This is a genomic window from Brachybacterium sp. FME24 (assembly GCF_014897705.1).
GTDB lineage: Bacteria > Actinomycetota > Actinomycetes > Actinomycetales > Dermabacteraceae > Brachybacterium.
On sequence record NZ_JABUXV010000012.1, the window covers coordinates 75,039 to 91,560 of the forward strand.

Below are 16,522 nucleotides of genomic sequence, written 5' to 3' on the forward strand. Positions count from 1 at the left end.
CGGGCCCCGCGCACCACTGCAAGGAGGACGTCGCATGACGGCACAGGCAACCATCACGATCTCGACCAGCGAGCGCGCGGAGGTCGACCGGAACGTCTACGGTCACTTCCTCGAGTCCGCGTTCTTCGGCAACATCGAAGGCGGAGTCTTCGACGAGGGGTCGGCGCTGTCCGTGACGGGACAGGGCGCCCTGGACGGGTGCCGTCTGGATGTCATCGAGGCATGCCGCGAGCTCGGCCTGCCCGTCGTGCGGTGGCCGGGCGGGAACTTCACCTCGGCGTACTGGTGGCGGGACGGGGCGGGCCCCCGCGACGAGCGCCCGCGGCGCCTGGAGCTCGCCTGGGGGTCGGAGGAGTCGAACCGCTTCGGGACGCCGGAGTTCCTCGCCTGGATCGAGGCCGTCGGGACCGACGCAGCGCCGACGGCGGCCTACCTGCACCACGGGGCGCGCAGCGTCGACGACGCCGTGCGCTGGGTGGAGTACACCAACTACGCGGGCCGCACCGAGATGTCGGCGCTCCGCGCCGCCGACGGGCACCCGGATCCGTACGACGTGCTGTGGTGGGGCGTCGGCAACGAGATCTACGGCCCGTGGCAGATGGGTCACCGCAGCGTCGAGCGCTACGTCGAGGACGCCCGTGAGCACCTCCACTTCATGCGTCTGGTGGACAGCAGGCTGAAATTCATCGCCTGCGGCTGGGAGCGCGAGGAGTACACGGAGAAGCTCATCTCGGGGCTCGGCGACCGGGTCGACGCCGTCTCGCTGCACCTGTACGGCCTCGATCATCACCTCACGGACCCGAGCGAGTCGGAGTTCGACGACATCGTCGCGCAGGCCGTCTACTTCGAGCAGACGATCGCGGAGTACGCCGACGAGATCGCCTTCGTCGCGGGCAGAGCGCACCTCGACAGCGCACCGACGATCGCGATGGACGAGTGGAACAACCGCCACCTGGAATCCGCCGAGCTCAGCGAACCCGTCCCCGCGGCGGACGGCGGATTCGAACCCCATGGGACCGGGAGGATCGAGCACCGCAAGAGGGTCAACCGGCACAGCCCCCGCACCCTCGCGGACGCGCTCATGTACTCCGGGGTCTTCCATGCGATCCACCGAGCCGCCGGCCACGAGGTGCCGGTGACGATGGCCAACGCCGTCAACCTCCTCAACGCCAACGGCATCATGCAGGTGCGCCCGGAGGGCGTGATCCGCACGCCCCTGTTCCACATCTGGCGTCTCTACCAGAACCTGTTCCAGCCGATCGCGGTGCGCGCGGACGTCACCGCTCCCGCGACATGGCGACGTCTGCGCGCAGGAGCGGCACGTCAGGACGAGCGCGGGTATCCGCGCAGCACCCGCCCGGCGGCGATCAGCCTGCTCGACATCAGTGCCTCCACATCCCGCGACGGGCGCACGCTGACGGTCGCAGCGATCAACCGCTCCGCGACGGACCACCTCACGGCACACATCGTGCGGGAGGCGGGAGGTCTCCCCGACGTCGCGACGTGCCACGACCTCGGCGCCGACGACATGGACCTCTTCCAGGCCAATTCGCTGAGCGACCCGGACGCCTGCACGCTGCGCGAGCGCGGCGAGGTGACGCTGCGCGACGGCGCGTACACCTTTCCCGCCCACAGCGTCACGCTGCTGACGTTCGCCCTCTGACCGACCCGAAGGACCATCGACGCGACGAGGAGGTCGCCCGCATGTCCGCACACCCGCTCCACGGCCCCCGAAGCACGAGGCGCCGGCTGCTGATCACCGCCCCGGTGATGGCGCTGGCCGTCACCGCCGGGGTCACCACCACGAGGAGGGCAGCCATGGCCGATGACGACGTCGAGCCCGAAGCGCCCACATACACGAACCCCGTCATGACCGGCGTGACCGAGAACTTCGCGGACCCCACGATCCTCCGCGGGCGCGACGGATACTGGTACGCCTACGCCACCAACGGTCCGCGGTTCCCCGGGGACGAGCGCCAGCTCATGATGATCACCCGGTCCACGGACCTCATCGACTGGGAATGGGTGGGACCGGTCTTCACCCCGGAGACGATGCCGACCTACGACGGCAAGCCCGCCGAGGCGAACCGCCAGTTCTGGGCACCCGAGATCGCCTACGTCGACGGGCAGTACGTCCTCTACTACTCCTACGTCGTCAACGACCCCGATGATCCGTGGCGCGTGATCGGCGCGGCCACGGCCGACCACCCCGCGGGCCCGTGGACCGATACGGGCGAGGTCGTCGTCGGCAATGAGACCTGGGAGGTCCGACCCGGCGAGACCCAGGTCAGGAACAACATCGACCCTGATCTGCTCACCGCCCCCGACGGCACCAGGTACCTCTACTACGGGTCGGTGCAGGGCGGCGTGCGCGTCGTCCGGCTCGCGGACGACGGGCTGACGGCCGACGGCGACCCCGTCCAGCTGACCGATGCGCACCGCTACGAAGCGGCCTACGTCGTCCACCGGGACGGGTACTACTACCTCATGATGTCCGTGATCGGCGGCTGCTGCGCCGGCGCCGCATCGGGATACCCGGTCATGGTGGGGCGATCGGAGGACCCGATGGGCCCGTTCGTCGACCGTGAGGGCCATGCGGTCGACGGGCCCACCGGCGGCGGCACCCCCGTGCTCTCCCCGAACGGCAACAGCTGGGTCAGCACGGGGCACAACGCTGTCGCGACCGACCTGTCCGGGCAGGACTGGATCGTCAGCCACGCCATCGACCGCGCGAAGCCGTACGTGGAGGGACGCCAGAGTGCCCGTCATCTGGTGCTCACCCGGCTGGACTGGATCGACGGCTGGCCGGTCGGCAACGCCGGGAAGGGGATCCCTGATGGACCCGAGCCGGGGCCGCGCACCGCCGCCGTCCTCGCCGACGCGTTCGAAGCGGATCTCTCCGCCTGGGACGTGCCCGAGGGGTGGGAGACGCGCACGGAGGCCGCGGGCGGGTACGTCCACACCTCGGGCACGCAGCGCCTCGTCTCGCACGCGGAGATCGCGGGAGACATCCGGCTGCGCGGGACGGTCCGCCTCGACCCCGGGGACGGCGGAAGAGCAGGGCTCGTCGCCGGGGCGGCCGGGCGCAACGGCGTCAGCGCCTGGATCGACCGAGCAGAGGGCCGGCTCGTCGTCGAGGGAGGCAAGGGCAGTCACCGGGTGCACGCCACCGCCCCGCTCCCGGCAGCCTTCGGCTACGACACCTGGCACGAGATCGAGATCGAGGTGACGGACGGCCGGATCCATGCCTCCGTGACCGAGTCGGGGCAGTACGACCCCGTCGCCGAGATCGAGGCCACGATCCACCCCGCCGCGGCGACAGGGCCGGTCGCGCTGGCGGCGGAGGGGACGGGCGCGGACTTCGACGACGTCACCGTCGCCCCGTACCGCGTCGTCGACGCCGAGATGGCGCCGACCCCTGAGGTCGGGGACTTCGCCCCGGACCTGTCGACGGACTTCGCGGACGGCATCGGACCGGAGTGGGACTGGACCGGTGACCCCGCAGGGACGGTGGACGGGGGCGACCTCAGCGTCGACATCACCTCGGCGACGCTCATCGACCGGCGCCGGCCCGACGAGGGAGAGGCCCCCTCGCTCCTCCTGCGCGATATGCCGGAGGGCGAATGGACCGCCGAGACGACCGTGACGATCCCCTTCGGCAGCTCCATCCCGTACGGCTGGCCGCAGGCCGGGCTGATCGCGTACGGGAACGACGACGACTGGGCCGCACTGGCGTACACGACCCGGGAATCTCGGCGCTTCACGGCCTTCGCCCGCCAGGTGCCTCCGCCGGACGGGAGAGAGGCCGTCTACGGGCATGCAGCCCTCGGACCGAGCCGGGACACCATGCACCTGCGACTGCGCCACACCGTGGCGGACAACGGGGAGCACCTCTACCGCGCGGCGCTCAGCCTCGACGGCGAGCACTGGCAGTGGCACGGAACGCGGACGCTCCCGGCCGGGGAGCAGCCCCGGATCGGACTGTTCGCGATGGACCACGCCGAGGCGAACGATGAGCCGCTGACCGCCACGTTCGACGGCTTCCGCGTGTATCGCTGACGCGGCGCTCCCGCATCCGATGACGTGGGCAGGAGTGACGACGATGTGCTTCCGCCCGGACTGCTTTCCGACGTACGTATGGCAACTACTCAATGAAGAGGACTGGAACGATGACTCAGAACACGCACGACGGGGCCGGTGCCGGAATCTCCCGCCGGAGACTCCTCGGGACCGCAGGACCCCTGTCGGTGGCAGGACTCCTCGCCGCCTGCACGGGCGGCGGTCAGAGCACCGAGGAGAGCGCACAGACCCGCGACGGCACCCTGCAGTGGTGGGACCAGTTCCGGCCGCTCACGGAGCTGTTCGAGAACGAGATGTTCGCTCCGTTCATGCAGGAGCACTCCGACCTCGCGATCGAGCGCCGCCAGCTGGACGCGGCGGATCTCGGGGAGGCGCTGCAGGTCGCCCGGCGCAGCGGCCAGATGCCCGATGTGCACTCCAGCGCCGGCCTCGGGACGACGCCCGCCGCGCTCATCAGCCAGGGCTGGTTCCAGCCGATCGGGGACCTGGTCGATGTCGACTCCCAGCCGATCGGCGAGTCGATCTACGAGGGGGTGCACCGCTTCGGCGGGGAGCTCTACTCGGTGCCGATGTTCTCCGGACGCCTTCACGACGCGACCCCCTGGATCAACACGCAGCTGGCCGAACAGGCGGGCATCGATCCGGAGGTCTCGCCCGCGACCTGGGAGGACTTCCGGTCCGCGGTGAAGCAGATCGACGACGCCACCGACGCCAGCGGGATCGTGCTCCCCCAGAAGGACGCGCAGTTCCTCAACGGCTTCGTGACCTGGATCGCGCAGACCGCCGGGGCCCCGGGAGCGATCGACTGGACCACCGGTGAGTACCAGTTCGCGACCCCGCCGTTCCTCGATGCGATCGAGTACCTCAAGTCCTTCCAGGACGACGGGATCATGCACCCCTCCTCGCCGTCGATGGGGCCCCGCGACGCCCGGGCGCGCTGGGCCGCGGGCGAGGTCGGGATCTACATGTGGGGTTCTTGGATCATCGGAGGCCTCACCGTGGACGAGCCGGAATCCGTCGAGCGGGGCATCGCGGCATGGAGCATCCCACGGCAGGACTCCACGCGGCACAAGCTCACGCGCGGGCCCGGGGCGGGCCAGTTCTGGGTCAACGCCGATTCGGCCTATGCGCAGGAGGCCGCCGAGCTGCTCGCCCTCATGAGCGGCGAGGAGTTCCAGGCGAAGCTCGCCGGCGCGATGGATCAGCCGCCCGCTCTGCTGGACTCCGTGGAGGACGCCGACGTCCATCCCGCCTATGCGCGGATGGTCGAGCACTTCACCGAGGACGTGCGCATCGCTCCCGTCCCGGAATCGGGGAACCCCGCGACGTGGAAGGTCGTCGCGGAGATGACCGATATCCACCCGAACGTCGGCGAGATCGCCCAGGCCTACCTCTCGGGCGCCTCGGACTCTCTCCAGGCCGATCTCACCGCGTACTACGACGCGATGAACGTCGAGCGCGAGCGTGCCGTCGAGGCCATCGTCGCCGAGGGCGAGGGCGAGGACGTCGGCGTCGAGGACTGGGTCTTCGCGAACTGGGATCGCGAGTCCGACTACACGGCCGACGACTACGGGAGCAGGTGAACCATGACGTTCGTGTCCTCCGACCTGACCCGGAGCGCCCGGGCCGACAGGCCGAGGACCAGGCAGTCCTTCGCCCGCAGGCTCCGCGAGCACTGGTGGGTCTACCTCTTCCTCCTGCCCACCCTCGTCGGCTACGGCCTGTACACGGTGTATCCGCTCCTGGCGAGCTGGGTGTACGCGTTCATGGACTGGCCCGGGTTCGCGCTCGCCGGGACCTTCAACGGCCTGGAGAACTTCGTCCAGCTGTGGAACGACCCGCTGTTCTGGAACGCGTTCGGGAAGTCGCTGCTGTTCCTCGTGGTCGCCATGCCGACCCGGGTGGTGCTGGCTCTCCTGCTCGCCCTCTGGCTCAACAGCCGGTCGACGCCGTTCAAGGGAGTCTTCCGGACGCTGTTCTTCCTCCCGGTCGTGACGACCGGCGCGATCATCGGCATCGTCTTCACCCTGCTGCTCGATGCGCAGGGGCCCATCAGCCTCGCGCTCGTCTGGGCGGGGATCACCGACACTCCCGTCAACTTCGTCGCCCATCCCGATACCTCGCTGTGGTCCGGCGTCGCGGTATGGGTCTGGAAATGGTTGGGCATCACGATGATCTACTGGCTCGCCGCCCTGCAGACGGTCCCGACCGACGTGCACGAGGCCGCACAGCTCGACGGGGCCAGCGGGTGGCAGGAGTTCTGGCGGGTCACGCTTCCGCTGCTGATCCCCTTCCTCATCATCATCACGCTCATCGACACGGTCAGCGCTTTGAACGTCTTCGACCTCATGCAGACGATGACCGGCGGCGGCCCGGCGTTCTCCTCCGAGGTGATCGAGATCTTCATCTATCGCACGGCCTTCGCCGCCACGACACCGCAGCTCGGGTACGCCTCCGCTGCCGCCGTCCTGTTCGGTCTGCTCACCGTCGTCCTCGCGATCGTGCAGGCGTTCGGCATCCGCGCGGCCCGCGGCATGATGCCGGGAGGGAACTCATGACGCTCACCGAGACCACCGTCCCCACCACCCGCGAGGCGGGGAAGCGCGCACCGCGGCGCCGTCGGCGCCCCTGGAGCGTGCGGCGCATCGCCACCTTCGTGCTGCTCGTCGTGATGACGCTGCTGTGGGTCTACCCGTTCATCTGGCTGGTGTCGGCCTCGCTCAAGCAGTCCTCCGAGATCTTCGGCAGCGGGCTCACCCTGATTCCCGAGACCTTCCGATGGGAGAACTATGTGCGCGCCTGGACGGAGGCGGGGTTCGCGCAGTACTTCCTCAACACCGTGATCATCACGGTCGGCGCCATCGTGATCGTCGTGGTGCGCAGCGCGCTCGCCGGGTACGTGCTGGGGCGCTACAGCTTCCCGGGGAAGAAGATTCTCATCGGCATCTTCCTCGTGACGTTCTTCCTCCCGGAGGGATACACGATCATCCCCATCACGCAGCTCACCGACCAGCTCGGTCTGCTGAACACGCATGCGGGCGTGATCCTCGGCCTCGGCGCCGGGGGTCACATCGCAGCGACACTGCTGTACGCCGGGTTCTTCCGCGGCCTGCCGAAGGAGCTCGAGGAGAGCGCGAAGCTCGACGGGGCGGGTGCGTTCCGCACCTTCTTCCAGGTCATGCTGCCGCTCTCGTGGCCGATCACCGCCACGGTGGTGATACTGACCTTCCTGGCCGCGTGGAACGCCTACCTGCTGCCCCTGGTGTTCACGCTCAGCAACCCGGATCTGCAGACGCTCGCGATCGGCATGACCTCCTTCGTGGACGACTACGGGCAGGACTGGTCGGGGATGGCGGCGGGAGCCGTGATCTCGCTGGTCCCGGTGGTGATCGTGTTCGTCATCCTGCAGAAGAAGTTCGTCGACTCCATCGCCGGCGCGGTGAAGCAGTGATCTCCACGGAAGGGAAGGCCATGACTCAGCCGAACATCCTGCTCATCTCGACCGATCAGCAGCGCTTCGACATGGTGGCGGCGGCGGGGAACACGGCCGTGAGCACCCCGCACCTCGACCGGCTCGCCGCGCAGGGGGCACTGTTCGAGAACTGCTATGTGCAGAATCCGGTGTGCTCGCCGTCGCGCGCAAGCCTGATGACGAGCACATTCGTCTCGACCCATGGCCTCTACGAGAACGGCGTCGACATCGACCCGGACACGCGGGTGTTCTCGAAGGACCTGGCCGAGGCCGGATACGACTGCGGTCTCGTGGGGAAGTTCCACCTCAGCTCCTGCTTCGACGGTCGCACCGAGCCACGCCTCGACGACGGATTCCGAGTCTTCCGATGGGCACACGACCCGTACCCCGGCTCCAGCGAGAACGCGTATCACCGATGGCTGCGGTCGAGGCGGCCCGAGCTGTACGAGCGCGCGCTCGAAGACCGTCGCCTGTTCGACTCCATGCCGACCGAGGCGCACTACAGCCATTGGATCGCGGAGGAGACGATCTCCTTCCTGCGCACCGACCGCCGGACGGATCAGCCGTTCTTCTTCGTCTCCAACTTCTTCGATCCGCACCACGGCTTCGGGGCGCCGGAGGAGTACATCCGCCGCTACGACGACGTCGAGCTCCCACCGATCAACACCCGCGACGGGGAGCTCGACGACAAGCCGGAGATCCAGCGCCTCGCATCCCAGCGCCTCGGCGGCGGCCTGCCCAGCTACGTCGAGCACACCGAGCAGGAGCTGGACGAGGTCCGCACGGCCTACTACGCGATGGTGAGCCTCGTCGACGACGAGGTGGGGCGGATCCTCGACGCTCTCGACGAGGAAGGGCTCGCCGAGAACACGATCGTCGTGTTCACGAGCGACCACGGTGAGCTGCTCGGCGACCACCAGCTCCTGCGCAAGGGCCCCTTCATGTACGACTGCTCGGTGCGGGTGCCACTCATCGTCCGCTGGCCGGGCGTCGTCGCGGAGGGCACGCGACGCACCGAGCTCGTGCAGTGGGTCGATCTCGCCCCCACCTTCCTCGACGTCGCGGGGCTCGACCGTCCACGGCAGATGCAGGGGGAGAGCCTGACCCCGCTGCTCCGCGGTGAGGAGGTCGACTGGCGGGACTGGGCGCTCAGCCAGTACCGCTCCGGCGGGGACCCGGCGAACCCGGGGGCGCACCTGACGATGCTTCGACACGACAGATGGAAGCTCATCGCGCACCACGGACCCCCGGGCACTTCGAGGGACCGTGCGGGCGAGCTGTACGACCTCGAGTCGGACCCGGGGGAGCTCGAGAACCTGTGGGCCGACGGCGCGCATCTCGGCGTGCGCCTCGAGCTCACGGAGCGGATGCTCGACGTCCTCTCAGGCATCGAGGACCGCAGGAACCCGCAGCTCGCTCCCTGGTGACGGGAGTCCAGCGGACACCTCGACGACGTCCACGGCGCGACCTGCGCTCACCGCGCAGCGTGGAGGAGGCCCGGGAGCAGCTGCGGGGTGCGTGCCGGGGGATCGAGGAGGTCCAGGAGTCGTGCGGCCGAGGCGTCGGCGTGGTTGGCGGTGACGGCGGAGACCACCCATTCCGGGGTGGTCTCGCGGGGGAGCCGGATCGTGGTGAGGCCCGCGGCCTCGGGTTTCTCGGCGACGTGCTGTGGGACGAGGGCGATGCCGAGGCCGCGGTGGATCAGGTCGAGAAGGGTGTGGATGTCATCGACGGTGCACCGGACCCGCCTCGACGCTCCGAGTTCCGAGCAGGCCGCCTCGTTGAGCGATCGCACGCCCCAGGATTCGCGGAAGTCGATGAACTCGTGATCGCGCAGTGCGGCCCATTCCACGCTCGAGCCGGACGCGAGCGGGTGTCCGGGCGGTGCGAGCAGCACGACCGGTCGCCGTCCGAGCTCCGTGCTGTGCACGGTCGCGAGGTGCTCGGTGGTGGCGACGAAGGCGACATCGAGGGTGCCCGCGTGGATCTGCGTGACGAGGTCGTGGGAACCGGCCTGGGTGAAGTGGATGTCGACGAGCGGATACCGACGATGGAACCGCTCGAGCAGCGGCGGCACGTCCACGACGCCGAGGCACTGCTCCGCCCCGACGTACAGCCGGCCCGAGAGCGAGTGGGTGGCGCGGACCACCGCGTCGCGGCCCGCGGCCGCCTGGGCGAGCGTGGCCCGCGCGAAGGGCAGCAGGGCGAGCCCGGCGTCGGTGGTGTCGACGCGACGGGTGGTGCGGGTGAACAGCGGCGTGCCGAGCTCGTCCTCGAGGTTGCGGATCGCCGCGGACAGCCCCGACTGCGAGACCCGGCAGACGGCTGCCGCGCGCGTGAACTGCTGCTCGTCCGCGAGGGCGACCACGTACTCCATCTGTCGCAGATCCATTGATCAACACCATTTCTCAATTGCATGACGAGCAGTTGTTTTACTTCTAGTATGTCGGTGCCTACCGTGACTGCACAACCACATCGACCGGAAGGCATCCTGTGCAGCAACGTACTCTCGGCGGGCGCACCGTCAGCACCATCGGTCTCGGCGGCATGCCGATGTCCATCGAAGGGCGCCCCAACGAGGCCCGATCGATCGAGACGATCCACGCCGCCCTCGATGCGGGCGTGACGCTCTTCGATACCGCCGACGCCTACCATCGCGACCCCGGCGAGGTCGGCCACAACGAGGAGCTCATCGCCCGAGCTCTGCGCAGCTCCTCCACGATGACCGACGAGGTGCTCGTCGCGACCAAGGGCGGGCACCTGCGTCCCGGCGATGGCTCGTGGACCCTTGACGGCCGGCCGGAGTATCTGAAGGACGCGGCGAAGGCCTCTGCCCGTCGGCTCGGCGTCGAGACGATCGGCCTGTTCCAGTTCCATCGCCCGGACCCCGAGGTGGCTTACGCCGACTCGATCGGCGCTCTGGCCGACCTCCTCGACGAGGGTGTCATCGCCATGGCCGGCATCTCCAACGCGAGCATCGCCCAGATCGACGAGGCCCACCAGGTGCTCGGCGGGCGCCTGGTCTCGGTGCAGAACCAGTTCTCGCCGGCATTCCGCTCGAGCCTCGAGGAGCTCCGCCACTGCGCCGCACGGGGCATCGCCTTCCTTCCCTGGTCGCCGCTGGGCGGGATCAGCCGCGCGGGCGCGGTCGGGGAGAACCACACCGCCTTCCAGGCCGTCGCCGACGCCCACGGTGTCAGCCCGCAGCAGATCGCGCTCGCCTGGGAGCTCGCCCTCGCCCCGCAGGTCATCCCCATTCCCGGCGCTTCCCGCCCCGCGAGCATCATCGACTCCGTGCAGGCTGCCGAGATCGAGCTGAGCACGGCCGAACTCGCCTCCCTGTCCCGCGAGAGCTGACGCCGCACGCGTTCGTCATGCCCCCGCTGCACGACCCCCGCAGCACCGCCCGCTCAACACACCTCTGTCCGTGCCTGCCCTGCCTCGCAAGCCCTGCGAGGCACACCCTCGAAAGGACACCCCCATGAAGACCTTCACCCTGCCCGGAACCGAGATCCTCGCCCCGAACGTCGTGCTCGGCCTGATGCGCATCGCCGAGAAGACCGACGACGAGGTGCGCGAACTCGTCCGCACCGCCCGCGACGCGGGCATCGACTTCGTCGACCATGCCGACGTCTACGGCAAGGATCTGCACGGATGCGAGCGCCGCTTCGCCGAGGCGATGCAGCTGACCCCGTCCCAGCGCGACGAGATCACGATCCAGACCAAGGCCGGGATCGTCGGGGACGGGCCGTACTTCGACTTCTCCTACGAGCACCTCATCGAATCCGTCGAGGGGTCGCTCTCCGCGCTGGAGACCGACCACATCGACATCCTGCTGCTGCACCGTCCCGATGCACTCGTCGAGCCCGAGGAGGTCGCCCGCGCCTTCGACGAGCTCGAATCGTCCGGCAAGGTGCGCAGCTTCGGCGTCTCGAACCACACGCCGCGCCAGATCGACCTGCTGCGCAAGCACGTGAACCAGCCGATCGTCGCCAACCAGCTGCAGCTGTCCATCACCCACGAACCGCTCATCGCCCAGGGCGTCGCGGCGAACATGCTCGACCAGGAGCAGTCCGTCACCCGGGACGGCGGAGGGATCCTCGACTATTGCCGTCTGCACGACATCACCGTCCAGGCGTGGTCCCCGTTCCAGGCAGGGTTCTTCAACGGCACCTTCCTCGGCTCGCCCGACCACGCAGAGCTCAACGCCGTGATCGACCGGCTCGCCGCCTCGTACGACGTGCCGCCGATCGCCATCGCCACCGCCTGGATCACGCGCCATCCGGCCCAGATGCAGGTCGTGCTCGGCACCACCACCCCCGAGCGCGTCGCCGGGGCGGCCCTCGGCTCCGAGGTGCCCCTCACCCGCCCCGAGTGGTACGAACTCTTCCGCGCCTCCGGGCACCTCGTGCCGTGACCTCGGGTCCGCTCCGCGCGGTCCGTCCCGATGCGGCTCGCCGCCCAGCGGCGAGCACCACCCGATCCCACCTTTCAGGAGAACGTGCCATGACCCAGGATTCCGTCACCTACCGCACTCTCGGCCGCAGCGGCGCCGTCGTGTCCACCCATGCCCTCGGCACGATGACCTTCGGGGCCGAGGCCGACGAGGCCGCGTCGCATGCGCTCCTGGACGCCTACGTCGGCGCGGGCGGCAACTTCGTCGACACCGCCGACGTCTACAGCGCCGGTGTCAGCGAGGAGATCATCGGGCGCTGGCTGGCCGCCCACCCCACCGAGGCGGAGCAGATCGTCCTCGCCACCAAGGGCCGCTTCCCGATGGGGGCGGGGCCCAACGACCTCGGCACCTCGCGCCGCCACCTGCGCACCGCCCTCGAGGCGTCCCTGCGACGACTCGGGGTCGATCACATCGACCTCTACCAGCTCCACGCGTGGGATGCGATCACCCCACTGGAGGAGACCCTGCGCTTCCTCGACGACGCGGTCTCCGCCGGCAAGATCGGCTACTACGGGTTCTCGAACGTCACCGGATGGCAGCTCACCAAGGCGATCCACGTCGCCCAGCAGCGCGGATGGGAGCTGCCCGTGACCCTGCAGCCCCAGTACAACCTCCTCGTGCGCGGGATCGAGCACGAGATCGTCCCGGCATCCCTCGACGCCGGCATCGGACTGCTGCCGTGGTCGCCGCTCGGCGGAGGCTGGCTCAGCGGGAAGTACCGCCGCGACCAACAGCCCAGCGGGGCGACGCGTCTGGGCGAGAACCCGGACCGGGGCATGGAGGCCTGGGCCAAGCGCAACGCGGACGAGCGCACCTGGCGGGTCCTCGACGCCGTCGCCGCTGTCGCGGACCAGCAGGGGGCCACCTCCTCGCAGGTGGCCCTCGCCTGGCTGGCCGCTCAGCCCGCCGTCACCTCCGTCATCCTCGGGGTCCGGACCCTCGAGCAGCTGCGCGACAACATGGGAGCAGCCGCCCTCACCCTGACCACGGAGCAGCTGGACCAGCTCACGACGGCCAGCGCCCCCGAGATCGAGGACTACCCCTACGGAGTCGCAGGCACCCAGCAGCGCCACCGCAAGCTCGGGGGCGGCCGATAGAAGCCTCGGGCGCCGGTCGCGGGGCCGGCGCCCGAGGCCGTCGAGCTGCGGCTCGGCGTTCTTCGCAGCGACGGTCGTGGTGCGTCGCGGTGCCGCGCCGACCCCTCCGCGATCCCGTAGCGTGGGAGCTGGCAGTACGGGGTGGGCGACGACGGGAACGGCATGATGGTGAGCTGGACAGCAGTGGTGGGCATCGCGCTCATCGAGCTGGGGATGGCGATCACGCCCGGCCCCAACATGGTCCATCTGGCAGCGCGTTCGATCGGCCAGGGTGTCCGTGCCGGCTTGATGGCGCTCGGCGGGACGGCAGTCGGATTCGTCGTCTATCTCGTGGCTGCGACGCTGGGGCTGGCCGCGCTTTTCGCCGCCGTGCCGACAGCCTTCCTCCTCGTCAAGATCGCCGGAGCTGTCTATCTCGGCTACCTCGCCTGGCAGATGCTGCGCCCATCGGGTCGTTCGGTGTTCGAGCCGGAGGAGGTCACGCCCATCCGTCCGGTGAGACTGTTCGGGGCAGGTCTTCTCACGAACCTGCTGAACCCGAAGATCGCGATCCTGTACGCCGCGGTGCTGCCGCAATTCATCGATGCCTCGCGGCCTGTCTGGCCGCAGTTCCTGATCCTCGGCGGCGTGCAGATCGTCGTCGGAGTCGCGGTCAACGGCCTCGTCGTCCTCACCGCGGGTCGGCTCGCGGGCTTCCTGCGCCGCCGTCCGAACGCGATGCGGGTGCAGCGTTGGGCGTCGGGAGGCGTGCTCGCCGGGTTCGCCGTCAAATTGGCGGTCGAGCCTCACCGCGCGACATAGGAGCAGCAAGCCGGTCCCACCGCGTCGGTGCGGCCCGGGGAGGCAGCGAAGCGGCCCCTCGCCCGCGACGCCGGCGCCCGCGTCGCAGATCGGCTTCAGCATCCGGCACGCGATTTACTCTGCGGTGAATGCGGGGAACAGCGGCGCCGGCGGGTGGGCGGCGTCGGGCCATCGGGTGGTCATCGCGTCCGACAGCGTGCAGAGCCAGTCGCTGAGGGCCGGCAGGCTGCCGGCCCGCTCCGCGAGCTGGGTGAAGGCCCGTATCTGCTGCACGGTCTGCCCCCGGCGCCGCCAGCTGTCATGCGGCGACTGGTCCGGTCGGGAGATCAGCGGCAGTCGAGCGAGCCGTCCGATGAGGACGATGGCTGCTCCGTCCGCAAGCACCCGGTCGTACCCGTCGATCACCTGGTGGGCGCCGCCGTCGGCCAATGCCGTGCGGTAGGCCGCATCGGCGGAGGCGACGACGTCGTCCGGCACGATTCCCCAGGGAGTGCTGTGGTGCGGGAACGGGTAGTACAGGAAGCAGGCGTCGATGCCGAGGTGCCCGAATCGGCTGCCCTCGAAGTCGACCAGGCGTGCCCCGGCATCGGTGAGCAGCACGTTGGTCGGATTCAGGTCCAGGTGGGTGAGCGCCGCGGACCGGCCAGGATCGGCCGCTCGTCGCAGCAGGGGGACCACCTCGTCCCGGGCCTGCCGGCCCGACGGCAGGCCCAGACCGGCGCACACCTGCTCGATCTCGTCCCAGCGCTCCATCCCGTACACGTAGTTCAGACCGGTCTCCACGTCGGCGGACAAGGCAGCAAGGGCTCGCTGATGCTCAGCACGCCGGTCGACGGTGGAGGCGTGCAGCCGTCCGACGGCGATCGCCATCTCCACCATGCCCGCGGCAGCCGCAGCCGGGTCCTCTCCCACCAGATGATCCTGCAGCGTGGGCCACTCGCCGAGGTCGGTCTGGAGCATCACCCCCGCATCGTCGTCGACGTGCACGGCGTGGGCGGTGACCTCGCTGGGCAGGGCCGTGGTCAACGCGGCGACCTCGCGGCGCAGGAAGGCAGGTCCTCCGTGTCCTTCGCCCTCGACCCGGCGGGTCTTGGCCATGATCGTCGAGCCGATCCCGGGAACGTCCCGATCCAGACCCAGACGAGTGACCGGGGCCGCGTCGTGGCCGACGTGCTGCTCGGACGTCAATCGGACGGGCCCGCCGGCGAGTCGGGACAGAGCGGTACGTATCCGGTCTCGACGGGCGGCCGTCAGGGGGTGGGCGGGCACCGCCTCAGGGTAACGGCGGGTGCTGCGACGGGAGGTCGACGGAGGCCGAGAGCCGGGAGAGGCGCATTCTAGAAGAACGTCTCGACGGCCTCGCCCACGACGCCGGTGGCCGCGTCGAGGATCGGGATCAGCCGCCACTTGTCGAAGGCCGTGCAGGGGTGGGAGAGGCCGAGCGTGACGACGTCACCGATCGCGAGCTCGGACTCCCCCTGCCAGCGCAGGAAGGTGTGCTGGTCGTTCAGCGCTGTGATCTCCGCAGCGCTCTCCGCTGCGAACACGCGCTCCTCACCGCCGAGTGTGGAGGCGAACGCACGGGGGATGGGCAGCCCCTCGTCGAAGGGCACGTCGCGCTTGCCGGCGTCGAGCAGCGCGAGCCCCGGCTCGGGCATCGACACCACTCGCGCGTAGGCGCGCATCGCGGGCAGCAGGGCCGACTCCTCGGCGACGTCCCGGAGGGTATCCAGCGGGGAGATGCCCCGGTAGAAGCCGCTGTCGTGCACGATGTACGCGCCTGAACGCAGGATCGCCCGCACGTCCGTCAGGGGCTCGAAACTGCTGGCGACCAGGTCGAAGTAGGCGCTGCCCCCTGCGGTGACCCAGGGAGTGCCGGTGATGAGAGGGCGGACGCTATCCACCAGTGCGGCCAGACGATCGCAGTACGCGCCGACGATCTCCAGAGCATCCTCGGAACGATCATGGGCCAGCGCTCCTTCGTAGCCGGCGACCCCGTACAGCGAGAGCACGCTCGAGGCGGACACCCGTTCGGCGATCGCCTGGGCCTGGTCCTCCTCCCGCGCGCCGGTGCGCCCGCCCGCGGCGCCGAGCTCCACCAGCACCCCCAGGCGCGACCCCTCCGGCAGCTCGCGCTCGAGCAGGTCGATCGTCGCGAGAGAATCGGCCCAGCACACGAGCTCCTGCTCCGGGTGCTGCGTGAGATGGGCGGCGAGCCGCCGCAGCAGGGCCGGATCGGTGCAGGTGTTGGCGATCTGCACGGTCGAGATGCCGGCCCGCAGGGCGACGTCCGCCTGCCAGCCGGTCGCGACCGTGATCCCCGTGCAGCCCGCCTCGAGCTGGCGGCGCCACAGCACGGGCGCCATCGTGGTCTTCCCGTGCGGCATCAGCTCGAGCCCGCGCTCGCCGGTCCACCTCGCCATCACCTGCAGGTTGTGCGCCATCGCCTGCTCATCGAGCACCAGCAGGGGTGTGGAGAACTCCGCCAGCGGAGCGTTCAGCTCGCTGATCGGGCGGCCGACGAGGCCTGCCGGGAACGACTTGTCGACCGCCTCGACGGTGCGCTGGGCGTGCTGGGACATGGGCGACCTCACTCCACTGGACGGCGGTGAACGG

Annotated in this window: 13 protein-coding genes; 10 read left to right on the plus strand and 3 right to left on the minus strand. The window is 69.8% G+C overall.

Annotated features, from left to right (window positions below):
- Positions 1-34: 34 nt before the first annotated feature.
- From INT51_RS14540 to INT51_RS14565, 6 genes are all read left to right on the plus strand, one after another.
- Positions 35-1,663, plus strand: a complete 1,629-nt coding sequence (locus INT51_RS14540; RefSeq protein ID WP_193106047.1) for an alpha-L-arabinofuranosidase C-terminal domain-containing protein — start codon at positions 35-37, stop codon at positions 1,661-1,663.
- 41 nt (positions 1,664-1,704) lie between these two features.
- Positions 1,705-4,059, plus strand: coding sequence for a family 43 glycosylhydrolase (locus tag INT51_RS14545; protein WP_193106048.1), 2,355 nt, complete (start codon positions 1,705-1,707; stop codon positions 4,057-4,059).
- Positions 4,060-4,169: 110 nt separating this feature from the next.
- Positions 4,170-5,663 carry an ABC transporter substrate-binding protein gene (locus tag INT51_RS14550; protein ID WP_193106049.1) on the plus strand — a complete coding sequence of 498 codons (1,494 nt, stop codon included), beginning with the start codon at positions 4,170-4,172 and terminating at the stop codon, positions 5,661-5,663.
- Positions 5,664-5,666: 3 nt separating this feature from the next.
- Positions 5,667-6,638: a carbohydrate ABC transporter permease gene (locus INT51_RS14555; protein WP_193106050.1), complete on the plus strand. Its 972-nt coding sequence runs from the start codon at positions 5,667-5,669 to the stop codon at positions 6,636-6,638.
- On the plus strand, positions 6,635-7,531 hold the full coding sequence (locus tag INT51_RS14560; RefSeq protein ID WP_193106051.1) for a carbohydrate ABC transporter permease: 897 nt from the start codon (positions 6,635-6,637) through the stop codon (positions 7,529-7,531). Before INT51_RS14555 ends, INT51_RS14560 begins: the two co-directional genes overlap by 4 nt.
- Before the next feature lie 20 nt (positions 7,532-7,551).
- Complete coding sequence (locus INT51_RS14565) at positions 7,552-8,979, plus strand: sulfatase-like hydrolase/transferase (RefSeq protein ID WP_193106052.1); 1,428 nt, start codon at positions 7,552-7,554, stop codon at positions 8,977-8,979.
- 47 nt (positions 8,980-9,026) lie between these two features.
- On the opposite strand, the gene INT51_RS14570 is transcribed toward INT51_RS14565, so the two are convergent.
- Positions 9,027-9,944, minus strand: coding sequence for a LysR family transcriptional regulator (locus INT51_RS14570; protein ID WP_193106053.1), 918 nt, complete (start codon positions 9,942-9,944; stop codon positions 9,027-9,029).
- A 101-nt stretch (positions 9,945-10,045) separates the two neighbouring features.
- Here INT51_RS14570 and INT51_RS14575 point away from each other — a divergent pair, with 101 nt between their 5' ends.
- The 4 genes from INT51_RS14575 (at position 10,046) to INT51_RS14590 (ending at position 13,906) form a co-directional block, all read left to right on the plus strand.
- Positions 10,046-10,909 carry an aldo/keto reductase gene (locus INT51_RS14575; protein WP_193106054.1) on the plus strand — a complete coding sequence of 288 codons (864 nt, stop codon included), beginning with the start codon at positions 10,046-10,048 and terminating at the stop codon, positions 10,907-10,909.
- Between the two features lie 124 nt (positions 10,910-11,033).
- The gene (locus INT51_RS14580) at positions 11,034-11,969 is read left to right on the plus strand and encodes an aldo/keto reductase family oxidoreductase (protein WP_193106055.1); all 936 of its coding nucleotides are present in this window, start codon (positions 11,034-11,036) and stop codon (positions 11,967-11,969) included.
- Positions 11,970-12,058: 89 nt separating this feature from the next.
- Positions 12,059-13,105, plus strand: a complete 1,047-nt coding sequence (locus tag INT51_RS14585) for an aldo/keto reductase (RefSeq protein WP_193106056.1) — start codon at positions 12,059-12,061, stop codon at positions 13,103-13,105.
- A 186-nt stretch (positions 13,106-13,291) separates the two neighbouring features.
- Positions 13,292-13,906, plus strand: a complete 615-nt coding sequence (locus INT51_RS14590) for a LysE family translocator (protein WP_304502204.1) — start codon at positions 13,292-13,294, stop codon at positions 13,904-13,906.
- A gap of 114 nt (positions 13,907-14,020) precedes the next feature.
- Here INT51_RS14590 and INT51_RS14595 read toward each other — a convergent pair whose 3' ends face one another.
- A complete protein-coding gene (locus INT51_RS14595; RefSeq protein WP_193106057.1) occupies positions 14,021-15,175 on the minus strand; it encodes a phosphotransferase in 1,155 nt (384 codons plus the stop codon).
- A gap of 68 nt (positions 15,176-15,243) precedes the next feature.
- The gene (locus tag INT51_RS14600; protein ID WP_193106058.1) at positions 15,244-16,488 is read right to left on the minus strand and encodes an alanine racemase; all 1,245 of its coding nucleotides are present in this window, start codon (positions 16,486-16,488) and stop codon (positions 15,244-15,246) included.
- Positions 16,489-16,522 lie beyond the last annotated feature (34 nt).

Bases quoted from the DNA above. Each gene is read 5' to 3' on its own strand.
- INT51_RS14540 (WP_193106047.1), top strand. From the start codon at position 35: ATGACGGCACAGGCAACCATCACGATCTCGACCAGCGAGCGCGCGGAG.
- INT51_RS14545 (WP_193106048.1), top strand. From the start codon at position 1,705: ATGTCCGCACACCCGCTCCACGGCCCCCGAAGCACGAGGCGCCGGCTG.
- INT51_RS14550 (WP_193106049.1), top strand. From the start codon at position 4,170: ATGACTCAGAACACGCACGACGGGGCCGGTGCCGGAATCTCCCGCCGG.
- INT51_RS14555 (WP_193106050.1), top strand. From the start codon at position 5,667: ATGACGTTCGTGTCCTCCGACCTGACCCGGAGCGCCCGGGCCGACAGG.
- INT51_RS14560 (WP_193106051.1), top strand. From the start codon at position 6,635: ATGACGCTCACCGAGACCACCGTCCCCACCACCCGCGAGGCGGGGAAG.
- INT51_RS14565 (WP_193106052.1), top strand. From the start codon at position 7,552: ATGACTCAGCCGAACATCCTGCTCATCTCGACCGATCAGCAGCGCTTC.
- INT51_RS14570 (WP_193106053.1), bottom strand. From the start codon at position 9,944: ATGGATCTGCGACAGATGGAGTACGTGGTCGCCCTCGCGGACGAGCAG.
- INT51_RS14580 (WP_193106055.1), top strand. From the start codon at position 11,034: ATGAAGACCTTCACCCTGCCCGGAACCGAGATCCTCGCCCCGAACGTC.
- INT51_RS14585 (WP_193106056.1), top strand. From the start codon at position 12,059: ATGACCCAGGATTCCGTCACCTACCGCACTCTCGGCCGCAGCGGCGCC.
- INT51_RS14600 (WP_193106058.1), bottom strand. From the start codon at position 16,488: ATGTCCCAGCACGCCCAGCGCACCGTCGAGGCGGTCGACAAGTCGTTC.